Source organism: Streptomyces sp. NPDC040545, from assembly GCF_055595065.1.
The window spans coordinates 160467-172586 of sequence record NZ_JBVIWA010000012.1 but is presented as its reverse complement, the minus strand read 5'-3'; the positions used below and the strand labels follow the sequence as shown (position 1 = coordinate 172586).

General features: G+C 71.3%; 12 protein-coding genes. 1 reads left to right on the top strand and 11 read right to left on the bottom strand.

The window, feature by feature from the left end; genetic code table 11:
* Nucleotides 1-62: 62 nt before the first annotated feature.
* From ACZ573_RS23145 to hrcA, 11 genes are all read right to left on the bottom strand, one after another.
* On the bottom strand, nucleotides 63-425 hold the full coding sequence (locus ACZ573_RS23145) for an MmcQ/YjbR family DNA-binding protein (RefSeq protein ID WP_030757419.1): 363 nt from the start codon (nucleotides 423-425) through the stop codon (nucleotides 63-65).
* Nucleotides 422-1726: a hemolysin family protein gene (locus ACZ573_RS23140; protein ID WP_471307056.1), complete on the bottom strand. Its 1305-nt coding sequence runs from the start codon at nucleotides 1724-1726 to the stop codon at nucleotides 422-424. The genes ACZ573_RS23145 and ACZ573_RS23140 overlap by 4 nt, the downstream gene beginning before the upstream one ends.
* The gene (ybeY, locus tag ACZ573_RS23135) at nucleotides 1723-2220 is read right to left on the bottom strand and encodes an rRNA maturation RNase YbeY (RefSeq protein ID WP_301371251.1); all 498 of its coding nucleotides are present in this window, start codon (nucleotides 2218-2220) and stop codon (nucleotides 1723-1725) included. The genes ACZ573_RS23140 and ybeY overlap by 4 nt, the downstream gene beginning before the upstream one ends.
* Nucleotides 2221-2233: 13 nt before the next feature.
* Complete coding sequence (locus tag ACZ573_RS23130) at nucleotides 2234-4318, bottom strand: PhoH family protein (RefSeq protein ID WP_471307053.1); 2085 nt, start codon at nucleotides 4316-4318, stop codon at nucleotides 2234-2236.
* Between the two features lie 124 nt (nucleotides 4319-4442).
* Nucleotides 4443-5543 (bottom strand): carbohydrate kinase family protein, encoded by a 1101-nt coding sequence (locus tag ACZ573_RS23125; RefSeq protein WP_471307159.1) that lies wholly within the window; start codon nucleotides 5541-5543, stop codon nucleotides 4443-4445.
* A 197-nt stretch (nucleotides 5544-5740) separates the two neighbouring features.
* Complete coding sequence (locus tag ACZ573_RS23120) at nucleotides 5741-6646, bottom strand: ribonuclease Z (protein ID WP_471307051.1); 906 nt, start codon at nucleotides 6644-6646, stop codon at nucleotides 5741-5743.
* A gap of 3 nt (nucleotides 6647-6649) precedes the next feature.
* Nucleotides 6650-7009, bottom strand: coding sequence for a histidine triad nucleotide-binding protein (locus ACZ573_RS23115; RefSeq protein WP_301371243.1), 360 nt, complete (start codon nucleotides 7007-7009; stop codon nucleotides 6650-6652).
* A 73-nt stretch (nucleotides 7010-7082) separates the two neighbouring features.
* A complete protein-coding gene (locus ACZ573_RS23110; RefSeq protein WP_471307048.1) occupies nucleotides 7083-7829 on the bottom strand; it encodes a 16S rRNA (uracil(1498)-N(3))-methyltransferase in 747 nt (248 codons plus the stop codon).
* Nucleotides 7826-8917 (bottom strand): nitronate monooxygenase, encoded by a 1092-nt coding sequence (locus ACZ573_RS23105; protein WP_471307046.1) that lies wholly within the window; start codon nucleotides 8915-8917, stop codon nucleotides 7826-7828. Before ACZ573_RS23105 ends, ACZ573_RS23110 begins: the two co-directional genes overlap by 4 nt.
* A 156-nt stretch (nucleotides 8918-9073) precedes the next feature.
* Nucleotides 9074-10213 carry a molecular chaperone DnaJ gene (dnaJ, locus tag ACZ573_RS23100; RefSeq protein ID WP_030010180.1) on the bottom strand — a complete coding sequence of 380 codons (1140 nt, stop codon included), beginning with the start codon at nucleotides 10211-10213 and terminating at the stop codon, nucleotides 9074-9076.
* Nucleotides 10214-11230, bottom strand: coding sequence for a heat-inducible transcriptional repressor HrcA (gene hrcA, locus ACZ573_RS23095; protein ID WP_301371237.1), 1017 nt, complete (start codon nucleotides 11228-11230; stop codon nucleotides 10214-10216).
* Nucleotides 11231-11386: 156 nt separating this feature from the next.
* Between hrcA and ACZ573_RS23090 the strand changes: the two genes are divergently transcribed.
* Complete coding sequence (locus ACZ573_RS23090; RefSeq protein ID WP_471307043.1) at nucleotides 11387-12112, top strand: MBL fold metallo-hydrolase; 726 nt, start codon at nucleotides 11387-11389, stop codon at nucleotides 12110-12112.
* The last annotated feature ends 8 nt before the right edge of the window (nucleotides 12113-12120 follow it).

Genomic DNA, 12120 nt, shown 5'->3' with positions numbered 1-12120 from the left:
AAAGCATAGGGAGCCGCCCTGCGCCCCCGCACGACCACCCCGCCGCCAAGGCGGGCGCACCGTCACGGCCGGTCCAGGCGCAGCCGCTCCGCCCTCGGCAGACCCGCGACCACCAGGTCGTACGAGTCCTCCACCAGCTCCCGCACCAGCCGCTCCGGCAGGCCGCCCGGCCCGCCCACCGTCACGGTGTTCCAGTGCCGCTTGTTCATGTGGTAGCCCGGCACGATCGCCTCGTGCTCCTCGCGCAGCCGCACCGCCAGCTCCGGGTCGCACTTGAGGTTGACCTTGAGCGGCTCCGCGTCCAGCGCCGACAGCGCGAACACCTTGCCCAGCACCTTGAACACCGAGGTCTCCGGCGTGAAGGGGAACTCCTCCACCGCCGCGTTGAAACCCAGGCAGAACGCGCGCAGTTGCTCCGGGGTCACTCCCCCTCCTCCCCGGCGGTCTCCACCGCGGCCACCGGCTCCACCAGAACCGTCACGATCTTGTTCCGCCGGCCCGCCGGGGATTCGGCGGTCAGCCGCAGCGGACGCCCGTCCGGCAGTTCCACCACCGAGGAGGCGCCCGCGATCGGCACCCGTCCCAGCGCCTTCGCCAGCAGTCCGCCGACCGTCTCCACGTCCTCGTCGTCGAAGGCCTCGACCTTGAACAGCTCACCGAGGTCGGTGATGTCCAGCCGCGCGGTGACCCGGTAACGGTCCTCGCCGAGGTCCTCGACCGGCGGGAGTTCCCGGTCGTACTCGTCCGTGATCTCGCCGACGATCTCTTCGAGGATGTCCTCGATGGTGACGATGCCGGCGGTGCCGCCGTACTCGTCGATGACGACGGCCACGTGGTTGCGCACCTGCTGCATCTCGCGCAGCAGATCGCCCGCGTTCTTGGTGTCCGGCACGAAGAGGGCCGGCCGCATGGCGGTCGAGACCAGGTCGGCCTCGGCCTCCCGGCTGATGTGCGTCTTGCGGACCAGGTCCTTCAGGTAGACGATCCCGACGATGTCGTCCTCGTTCTCCCCGGTCACCGGGATGCGGGAGAAACCGGAGCGCAGCGCGAGCGTGGTCGCCTGACGGATCGTCTTGTACCGCTCGATGCAGACGAGGTCGGTGCGCGGCACCATCACCTCGCGCACCAGCGTGTCGCCGAGCTCGAAGACCTGGTGCACCATGCGGCGCTCGTCGTCCTCGATCAGCGATTCCTTCTCCGCGAGGTCCACCATCGCGCGCAGCTCGGCCTCGGAGGCGAAGGGCCCCTTGCGGAAGCCCTTGCCGGGCGTGAGCGCGTTGCCGATGAGGATCAGCAGCTGTGGGATCGGCCCCATGATCCGGGCCAGCGGTACGAGGACGTACGCGGCCGCGGTGGCCGTGTTCAGCGGGTGCTGGCGGCCGATCGTGCGCGGCGAGACGCCCACGGCGACGAAGGAGACGAGCACCATGACGGCGATGGCCACCAGCAGCGCGGTCCAGTTGTCGCCGAACTCATCGAGGCAGACGTAGGTGACGAGCACCCCGGCGGCCATCTCGCAGGTGACCCGGACGAGCAGGGCCACGTTGAGGTAGCGGGTGGGGTCGCCGGCGACCTGGGCGAGCTTCTCGCTGCCGCGCCGACCCTCCCGTACGGCCTGCTCGGCCCGGAAGCTGGAGATGCGGGCGATGCCGGACTCGGCGCAGGCCGCGAACCAGGCCACCACCACCAGCAGGACCGCGCCGGTGATCAGCTGGGGGGCGTTCACGAGACGGTCGGAGCCGGGGACGGACCGGTCATGCCGCGCTCACCGCGCCAGCCGTCGACGATGGCCGCCTGGAGGCCGAACATCTCCGCCTTCTCGTCCGGCTCCTCGTGGTCGTAGCCGAGCAGGTGCAGCACTCCGTGGACGGTCAGGAGCTGCAGCTCCTCGTCCATGGAGTGCTGCGTCGGGGCTTCCTCGCCCTGCCGCTTGGCGACCTCGGGGCAGAGCACGATGTCGCCGAGGAGCCCCTGCGGGGGCTCCTCGTCGTCCTTGGACGGCGGACGGAGCTCGTCCATCGGGAAGGACATGACGTCGGTCGGACCGGGCAGATCCATCCACTGGATGTGGAGCTGCTCCATGGCGTCCTCGTCGATGACGATGACGGACAGTTCGGAGAGCGGGTGGATCCGCATCCGGGTGAGCGCGTAGCGGGCGATGTCGAGGATCGCCTGCTCGTCGACCTCGGTTCCGGACTCGTTGTTGACGTCGATCGACATGGTGCGCTGAGTTCTACTTCCCGTGTTGGCCGTTCCGGCCGTTACGACCGTCCTGGGCCTGCTGACTCTCGTCGTACTTCTCGTACGCGTCGACGATACGGCCGACCAGCTTGTGCCGGACGACATCCTCGGACGTGAGCCGCGAGAAGTGGATGTCCGGGAGCCCTTCGAGGATCTCCTGGACCTGACGCAGACCGCTCTTGGCGCCACCCGGCAGGTCGATCTGCGTGACGTCACCGGTGACGACGATCTTCGAGTCGAACCCGAGCCGGGTCAGGAACATCTTCATCTGCTCGGCGGTCGTGTTCTGCGCCTCGTCGAGGACGACGAACGCGTCGTTGAGGGTGTTGTGCGTCAGCAGGTAGTCCTGCGTCACGTACAGCGAGTCCTCGGCGGCCACCTGGATGCACACCGCCTCCTCGCGACCCGCGGGCTCGATGGAGTCGATGAAGCGCATCGGGCGCCCGCCGCCGCCGGCCGCGTGGTACGCGTCCCGCTTGCGTGCGAGACGGAAGGGCTCGATGCCTTCGGGAAGGCGGATGTCGACGACGTGCGAGTCGTACCGGTGAGCGCCCGGTGCGGTGCCCTGCACCCGGCCTTCGGCCCTGCGGCGCCGGGTGTAGGCAACACCGCCGAGCGACTGGACGAGAGCGATCACGTCGTCCCGCAGGACGATCGAGGCAGTGGAGTACTGGATCCGGCAGGTACGGTCCCGCTGGGCGACCGGGCCTCCGTCGGAGTCGAGCAGGCCTTGGAGTACCGCGAGGCGGACCTCTGCCGTGTTGAACAGGTAGTCGTCCGGCACGGACTTGACGGGGTTCTCCAGAGTGACCACGTCACCGGACGACTTCACCCTGTTCAGGACGTAGTCGGGACCGCCCTTGTGCCGTGCGGCGACTCCTGGAAGCGCTGTCTCCAGGGCGCGGACGAGCTCCTCGTCCTCTGCGGCGAAGGACGGCGTGGTGGAGCCGGTGAGACAGCCGTCGCCGAGCAGCAGACCGAGCGCGTACGGGTCCATGGGAACCTCGCGCCCGGGGAAGGCGACGGGAGCGGTGAGCATCGGCAGCTCGTACCGGCGGGCGTGCGCAGCCCGGAGGTTGCCGATCATGTCCTTGGTCTCCAGGACCCGCCACGGCTTGTCGCGGCGCTTGTCGTCGCGCGTCCTGACAGTCCACAGGTGCTCGCCGCAGCACAGGGTCCAGGACCCGTCCTGGGCCGTGAGACGGTAGATGTCCTTCTCGCCCTGCGGGTACACACCGAGGACCGGGGTCGGCTCGCCGTTCGATCCGACGACCAGGTCACCCACCTGGAGGTCCCCGATGGGGCGCCAGCCGTCCGGCGTCAGAACCTTCGTGAAGACGGGCATCGCGCGCCCCCTCATGTATGCGAGGGGCGCGACCTCGATGGTCCCGGCGGCCATGAGGCGCGGGATCGAGTCGGGGTCGATCATGTCGTGCAGCGCGTCGTAGAGCGGGCGCAGGTACGGGTCGATCTTGTCGAAGAGGGTGCCCGGCAGGAAACCGAGCCGCTCCCCCGCCTCGACGGCGGGCCGGGTCAGGATGATACGGCTGACCTGCTTGGACTGGAGGGCCTGGACGGCCTTGGCCATGGCGAGGTAGGTCTTGCCGGTACCGGCGGGGCCGATGCCGAAGACGATCGTGTTCTTGTCGATCGCGTCGACGTACCGCTTCTGGTTGAGGGTCTTGGGCCGGATGGTGCGGCCGCGGCTGGAGAGGATGTTCTGGGTGAGCACCTCCGCCGGCGTCTCGGCAGGCCCGTCGCCGTTGCCGTTGCCGCTGGCCTTGAGCATGGCGATCGAGCGTTCCACTGCGTCCTCCGTCATCGGCTGCCCGGTGCGGAGCACCAGCATCATCTCGTCGAAAAGCCGCTGGATCAGGGCGACTTCCGCCGCTTCACCGATCGCGCTGACCTGATTGCCCCGAACATGGATGTCGGCCTTCGGGAAGGCCTTCTCGATCACGCGCAACAGGGCGTCGCCCGAGCCGAGCACGGTCACCATCGGGTGCGTGGCCGGAACGGTGAAGTGGGCTCGCGCCTGCCCCGGCGCAGGGATGTGGGCTGTCGGTGTCTGAGTCATGGGCCGGCACTGTGGCCTGCGCATACCTCCCGCTGAGGGGCCGCGCCGATCGACGACCTCCGGAGTACCAAGCGTACGTCTCCGCCGCTGCATCCCCGAGAGGTTTTACCGCCGGATCGCACGCCTAGACCGAGTGCCGGAAGCCGATCGTCGGTACGGCCCTGCGCCGGGCCGCCGGGGTCCCGCCCGGCGGGACCAGATCGTCCAGGAAGCCGTACCGGCCGCGCAGCTCCCGCGGGGCGTCCCGCCACCAGTGGGCCACCTCCGGCCAGCCGGGGGCCGAGAGGGAGCCGCCGAACTCCTGAACCGACAGGGCCGCCGTCAGCCCGGCGAAGGCCAGCCGGTCGGCGAGCGGCCAGCCCGCCAGGGTGCCGGTCACGAAGCCCGCCACGTAGACGTCGCCCGCGCCGGTCGGGTCCAGCTCGTCCACCGTGATCCCGGGGACGTGCGCGGTCTCCCCGGTGCGCCCGTCCACCGCGTACGAGCCCTCCGCGCCCATCGTCACCACCGCGATCGGCACCTTCTCGGCCAGCGCCCGGGCCGCGGCTCTCGGACAGTCGGTCCGGGTGTAGCGCATGGCCTCGCCCGCGTTGGGCAGGAAGGCCTCGCAGTGCTCCAGGTCGGCCAGGGCCCCCAGGTCCCAGCGGCCGCTCTCGTCCCATCCCACGTCCGCGAAGATCCGCGAGCCGCGCCGGGCGGCCTCGCCGATCCACTCCTCGCCGCGGCCGGGTCCCAGCGCGGCCACGGCCGCACGGGCCCGGGGCGGGCACTGCGGGAAGGGCCCGGGGCCCGCCGGCGGAGGGGCTTCGTGGCCGTGCGAGACCATCGTGCGCTCGCCCTCGTAGGCCATCGAGACGGTGACGGGGCTGTGCCAGCCGGGGATGGTGTGCGACATGGACAGGTCGATGCCCTCGCCCTGTTCGAGGGCGTCCCAGCAGTACTCACCGTAGTGGTCGTCCCCGAAGGCGGCGGCCAGCGAGGTGCGCAGGCCGAGCCGGGCCAGGGCGGTGGCCATGTTGGCGACGCCGCCGGGGCTGGAGCCCATGCCGCGCGCCCAGGACTCCGTACCGCGCACCGGGGCCGAGTCGAGGCCGGTGAAGATGATGTCGAGGAAGACCGTTCCGGTCAGGAAGACGTCACAGCCGGGTTCCTGGGGGTCACGCAGCGGACCGAGCGGGTCCACTCCTGCTGCGCGGATTTCGAAGTCCCGACCGGTCACGGCGATCTCCCCGTTGTTTCTCGAAGGCCCGTTTCTGCATGACGTTTTCCCGTGGAAAGCTGCCAGCCCTGCCCATCCGGGCGGGACCAAAACCCAGTGTGGCGCAGATCACCCTCGGAAAGCCCTTCGTCACTCGGACCACTCGACCCGCTCCGGCCGCTCGGCGACGGCGGCCCGGGCAGGGGCCCGGGCCATCGTCGCGGTCAGCCCCGCTTGGGCAGGGGCACCCGCATCAGGTCCGCCGCCACCGTGAGCTCGCCCTCGAAGCCGGCCGCGCGGGCCTGGCGCTCGAACTCGGCCGGGTCGGTGTAGCGCTGCGAGAAGTGCGTCAGCACGAGGTGCCGTACGCCCGCGTCCCGCGCCACCCGCGCCGCCTGGCCGGCGGTCAGGTGCCCGTGGTCGGTGGCCAGCCGTTCGTCCTCGTCGAGGAAGGTCGACTCGATCACCAGCATGTCGCAGCCCTCGGCCAGCGCGTCCACGCCGGGGCAGAGCCGGGTGTCCATGACGAAGGCGAACCGCTGCCCCGGCCTGGGCTCGCTGACCTCGTCCAGGGTGACCGCCCCGAGCCGCCCCTCACGCTGGATCCGGCCCACGTCCGGGCCCTTGATCCCGTGCCGCGCGAGCAGCTCGGGCACCATGCGGCGCCCGTCGGGTTCGGTGATCCGGTAGCCGAAGGACTCGACCGGGTGCGACAGCAGCCGGGCCTCCAGGACGTACGAGGACGCTTGGGCCAGGGTGCCGTCCCCGGCCACCGGCTCCTCACGGAGCGCGACGGTCTCCCGGTAGGCCGTGGCGTAGCGCAGCCGTTCGAAGAACTTCTGGCCCGAGGCCGGGTAGTGCGCGGTGACGGGGTGCGGGACCTGGTCGAGGTTGATCCGCTGGATCACCCCGGCGAGGCCGAGGCTGTGGTCACCGTGGAAGTGGGTGACGCAGATCCGGTTGATGTCGTGCGCGGCCACCCCAGCGCGCAGCATCTGGCGCTGGGTGCCCTCGCCCGGGTCGAAGAGGATGCCCTCGCCGTCCCAGCGCAGCAGGTAGCCGTTGTGGTTGCGGTGGCGGGTGGGCACCTGGCTGGCCGTGCCCAGCACCACGAACTCTCGTACGGACACGTGCTATCCGGGGGGCCACTGGAGGCCGCGGCCGCCGAGGACGTGCGCGTGGGCGTGGAAGACGGTCTGCCCGGCGCCGGAGCCGGTGTTGAACACGACCCGGTAGCCGTGTTCGACGATCTTCTCGTCGAGGGCGACCTGGCCGGCCTCGCGCAGTATGTCGGCGGCGACGGACGGCTCGGCCTCCACGAGGGAGGCCGCGTCGGCGTAGTGCACCTTGGGGATGACGAGCACGTGCGTGGGCGCCTGCGGGTTGATGTCCCGGAAGGCGACCGTGGTCTCGGTCTCCCGTACCACGGTCGCGGGGATCTGCCCCGCGACGATCTTGCAGAACAGGCAGTCGGCCTGCGGTTCCCCGGCCATTGCTGAGCCTCCCGTGACGGTGATCGGTCCGGGCATCGTATCCAGCCGGGCGCCCGCCGCGGGCGCGGTCGCGTCAGGACCAGCGGCCCGTACGGGCCAGCAGCACCGCCGTGGCCGCCGTCCCGGCCGTGGAGGTCCGCAGGACGGAACGGCCCAGGCGGTAGGGGTGCGCCCCCGCGGCGGCGAAAACGGCCAGCTCCTCCGGGGAGACGCCGCCCTCCGGGCCGACCACCAGCACGACGGAACCGGCCTTCGGGAGCTCGGCCGTGGCCAGCGCCCCGGACGGGGTGTCGCGGTCCTCGTGGAGCACCATCGCCAGGTCGGCGCCGGCCAGCAGCGCCGCCACCTGCTTGGTGGACATGGCCTCGGCCACCTCCGGGAAGCGCACCCGGCGGGACTGCTTGCCCGCCTCCCGGGCCGTGGCCCGCCACTTGGCCAGGGACTTGGCCCCGCGGTCGCCGCGCCACTGCGTGATGCAGCGCGAGGCCTGCCAGGGCACGATCGCGTCCACGCCGGTCTCGGTCATCGTCTCGACGGCCAGCTCGCCCCGGTCCCCCTTGGGCAGGGCCTGGACCACCGTGATCCGCACCTCCGGCTCCGGCTCCTCCGTGACGGTGTGCAGGTCCATGACGACCAGCCGGTCCTTGCCCTCGGCAGCCTTGACCACGCCCTCCGCCCAGTGGCCGCGCCCGTCCGTGAGGACCACGTCCTCGCCCGGGTTCAGGCGCTTCACGGACACCGCGTGCCGGCCCTCCGGGCCGTCCAGCACGAACTCGGGCCCCGCGGGGACCTCTTCCACCACGAACACCGGGGCGGTCATGACGCACTCCTCATCTGCATTGCCTTCAACGTGCTCTGTGCCTCGGCCAGTTCGGCCGCCAGCACCTCCACCAGCTCCCCCGCCGGCAGCGGTCGCGCCAGCCGGTGCCCCTGGCCCGCCCACAGGGCCATGCCCTGCGGGTCCCCGGCCGCGGCGGCGGCCTTGCGCAGCCCCGAGGTCAGGTGGTGGACCTGCGGGTACGCGGCCGGGGCGTACGGCCCGTGCTCGCGCATGAAGCGGTTGACCAGAACCCGCGCCGGCCGCCCGGAGAAGGCCCGGGTCAGCTCGGTGCGGGCGAACAGCGGGTCCGTCAGCGCCTTCTTGTGGACCGGGTCCGCACCCGATTCCGGGCAGGCCAGGAAGGCCGTCCCGAGCTGCGCCGACTCCGCGCCCGCGGCCAGCAGGGCCGCGATCTGCGAGCCCCGCATGATCCCGCCCGCCGCGATGATCGGGAGCGCCACGGCCTCCCGTACCTGCGCCACCAGTGCGAGGAGGCCCACGGTCGCCGTGCCGTCGATCTGCGGGTCGTCCCGGTGCGTGCCCTGGTGGCCACCGGCCTCGGCGCCCTGGACGCAGACGGCGTCCGCACCCGCGTGCTGGGCGCTGCGCGCCTCCTCGACGGAGGTGACCGTGACGACGGTGTACGTACCGGCCTTGCGCAGGGCCGCGAGGGCCGCGAAGGCGGGACAGCCGAAGGTGAACGAGACCACCGGGACCGGGTCTTCGAGGAGGATGGCCAGCTTGGCGTCGTAGCCGTCGTCGCTGGTGCCGATGATGTCCTCCTCGGCGAGCGAGATCTCGTACCAGCTCGCCTCACCGGCCAGCTGCCCGCGGTAGGCCTCCACGGCGGCCGGATCGACGTAACCGGTCTGCGGCATGAAGAGGTTGACACCGAAACGGCGCCGGGTCAGCGCCCGCACCTGCTTGATCTCCTGGTACATCCCGTCGGCGGTCTTGTAGCCGCCGGCCAGGAAGCCCAGCCCGCCCGCCTCGCACACGGCGGCGGCGAGCACGGGACAGGAGGCGCCGCCCGCCATGGGAGCCTGCACGATCGGGTACGGGGAGAGACCGTTCGGTGCCGAGGACATGGACTGCATCGTGCCACGTCCCGCGCACGGGGCCGAATCATGGCATTCGCCTGGCATAGTCCGCTTCCTGACCGGCCTCCGGCCGCCGCCGGGCCCATGTGACGAGCCCGGCCGGGGAATCCCCAGGCCGGGCTCGTGACGGTGGATCGCGGTCGGTCAGCGACCGTTGAAAGCGTCCTTCAGCCGGCTGAACAGACCCTGCTGACCCGGCGCGAACTGACCCATCGGCCGCTCCTCGCCGCGCAGCTTCGCCAGCTGGCGGAGCAGGTCCTCCTGCTGGGCGTCCAGCTTGCCCGGGGTGGTGACCTCGACGTGCACGATCAGGTCGCCGCGTCCACCACCGCGCAGGTGGGTGACACCGCGCCCGTGCAGCGGGATCGCCTGGCCGGACCCGGTGCCGGGCCGGATGTCGATCTCCTCCAGCCCGTCCAGCGTCTCCAGCGGGCACTTGGTGCCCAGCGCGGCCGCCGTCATCGGGATGGTGACCGTGCAGTGCAGGTCGTCCCCGCGCCGCTGGAAGGTCGGGTGCGCCAGCTCGTGGATCTCCACGTACAGGTCGCCGGCGGGGCCGCCGCCGGGGCCGACCTCACCCTCGCCCGCGAGCTGGATCCGGGTGCCGTTCTCGACACCGGCCGGGATCTTGACCGTGAGACTGCGGCGGGAGCGGACCCGGCCGTCGCCCGCGCACTCGTGGCACGGGGTCGGGACCACGGTGCCGAAGCCCTGGCACTGCGGGCAGGGGCGCGAGGTCATGACCTGGCCCAGGAAGGACCGGGTGACCTGCGAGACCTCACCGCGGCCGCGGCACATGTCACATGTCTGCGCCGAGGTGCCAGGAGCGGCGCCCTCACCGGAGCAGGTGTTGCAGACGACGGCCGTGTCGACCTGGATGTCCTTGGTGGTCCCGAAGGCCGCCTCGTCCAGCTCCAGGTCCAGACGGATCATCGCGTCCTGGCCGCGCCGGGTCCGCGAGCGCGGGCCGCGCTGCGAGGCCTGGCCGAAGAAGGCGTCCATGATGTCGGAGAAGTTGCCGAAGCCACCCGCTCCGAAGCCGCCCGCTCCGCCGCCGCCGCCCGAGGAGGACAGCGGGTCGCCGCCGAGGTCGTAGACCTGCTTCTTCTGCGGGTCCGAGAGCACCTCGTAGGCCGCGTTGATCTCCTTGAAGCGCTCCTGCGTCTTCGGGTCCGGATTCACATCCGGGTGGAGTTCACGCGCGAGGCGCCGGAAGGCCTTCTTGATCTCGTCCTGCGATGCGTCGCGGCGCACGCCGAGAACGGCGTAGTAGTCCGTGGCCACTTACGACTCCGCCAGGATCTGTCCGACGTAACGTGCCACTGCGCGTACCGCTCCCATCGTTCCGGGGTAGTCCATGCGGGTCGGTCCGACCACGCCGAGTTTGGCGACTGCTTCGCCGCCCGAACCGTAACCGACCGAGACGACCGACGTGGAGTTCAGTCCCTCGTAGGCGTTCTCATGCCCGATCCGTACGGCCATTCCCGACTCGTTGGCCTCGCCCAGCAGCTTGAGGAGCACGACCTGCTCCTCCAGCGCTTCGAGCACCGGCCTGATCGTCAGGGGAAAATCGTGTCCGAAGCGGGTGAGATTGGCGGTACCGCCGATCATCAGCCGCTCTTCGGCTTCCTCGACCAGGGTTTCGAGGAGGGTCCCGAGCACGGTGGAGACCGTGCCGCGGTCCTCGGCCTCGAAGGATTCGGGGAGGTCCTGGACGAGCGGGGGCACATCGGTGAAGCGGCGCCCGACGACCCGGCTGTTCAGCCGGGCCCGCAGGTCCGCCAGCGAGGTCTCCCCGAAGGGGCTCGGGCAGTCGATGAGCCGCTGCTCGACCCGCCCGGTGTCCGTGATCAGTACGAGCATCAGGCGCGCGGGAGCGAGCGAGAGCAGCTCCACGTGCCGGACGGTCGACCGGGTCAGGCTCGGGTACTGGACGACGGCGACCTGCCGGGTGAGCTGCGCGAGCAGCCGCACCGTGCGGCCGACCACGTCGTCGAGGTCGACGGCGCCGTCGAGGAAGTTCTGGATGGCCCGGCGCTCGGGCGACGACAGCGGCTTGACCCCCGCCAGCCTGTCGACGAAGAGCCGGTAGCCCTTGTCGGTGGGAATCCGGCCGGCGCTGGTGTGGGGCTGGGCGATGTAGCCCTCCTCCTCCAGCACGGCCATGTCGTTGCGCACGGTGGCGGGCGAGACGCCGAGCCGGTGCCGCTCCGTGAGCGCCTTGGAGCCGACCGGCTCCTCCGTCCCGACGTAGTCCTGGACGATGGCGCGCAGCACTTCGAGTCTGCGTTCGCTGAGCATCGCGCACACCTCCAGCTGTGGTCCGTTGCCGTGTTCTGCCGTGTTCTGCCGTGTTCGTTGGCACTCTGATCGTTCGAGTGCCAGAGAGCCCCCGCTCAGTGTACGGCCGGGCGGTAAGCCCCTGGCAAGGGAGGCCCGCCAGGGTAGCGTCGCGGTATGGACGTGCGTTGGGAAGAGTCCGGCTGGGAACGGCTGACGGGACGGGCCGGCCGGCGGCGGCTGCCGGTGTGGGACTGCACCGTGGGGCTGGTGGTGGGCGAGGATTCGGTCCTTCTGATCGACCCCGGTTCGTGTGTACGCGAGGGCGCCCAGGTGCGGGCCGAGGCGGAGCGGCTGACAGGGCGGCGCGTGACCCATATCGCATTCACGCACGGTCATTTCGATCACGTCCTGGGCGGGGCCGCCTTCGCCGGGGCCGAGGTGTTCGGGGCGGTCGGGCTGGCCGCACTGCTGTCGACGGGGCGCGAGGAGCTGCGCGGGGACGCGGTACGGCACGGGCTCGCGGAGGCGGAGGCGGCGCAGGCGGTGGACCTGCTGGTGCCGCCCGGGCACGCGGTGTCGGGCGAGTGGACGCTGGAACTGGGCGGCGTACAGGTGCTGCTGGCGAATGTGGGGCCCGGGCACACCGGGCACGACCTGGCCGTCTTCGTGCCGGGCGAGCGCGAGGTGGTCTTCTGCGGGGACCTGGTCGAGGAATCGGGCGAGCCCTCGGTGGGGCCGGACGCCAGGCCCGGGCAGTGGCCCGCGGCCCTGGACCGGCTGCTGTCGCTGGGCGGCGACGACGCACTGTACGTGCCGGGTCACGGAGCGGTGGTCGGGGCGGACTTCGTCCGTGCCCAACGCGCCACACTGGCGGCCCGTTTCGGCGTGTCGGAGGCGTGACGCGCGCG

Excerpts from the sequence above, each read along its gene's own strand:
- ACZ573_RS23090 (WP_471307043.1), top strand. The coding sequence starts at position 11,387 with ATGGACGTGCGTTGGGAAGAGTCCGGCTGGGAACGGCTGACGGGACGG.
- ACZ573_RS23105 (WP_471307046.1), bottom strand. The coding sequence starts at position 8,917 with ATGTCCTCGGCACCGAACGGTCTCTCCCCGTACCCGATCGTGCAGGCT.
- ACZ573_RS23130 (WP_471307053.1), bottom strand. The coding sequence starts at position 4,318 with ATGACTCAGACACCGACAGCCCACATCCCTGCGCCGGGGCAGGCGCGA.
- ACZ573_RS23110 (WP_471307048.1), bottom strand. The coding sequence starts at position 7,829 with ATGACCGCCCCGGTGTTCGTGGTGGAAGAGGTCCCCGCGGGGCCCGAG.
- ybeY (WP_301371251.1), bottom strand. The coding sequence starts at position 2,220 with ATGTCGATCGACGTCAACAACGAGTCCGGAACCGAGGTCGACGAGCAG.
- ACZ573_RS23115 (WP_301371243.1), bottom strand. The coding sequence starts at position 7,009 with ATGGCCGGGGAACCGCAGGCCGACTGCCTGTTCTGCAAGATCGTCGCG.
- hrcA (WP_301371237.1), bottom strand. The coding sequence starts at position 11,230 with ATGCTCAGCGAACGCAGACTCGAAGTGCTGCGCGCCATCGTCCAGGAC.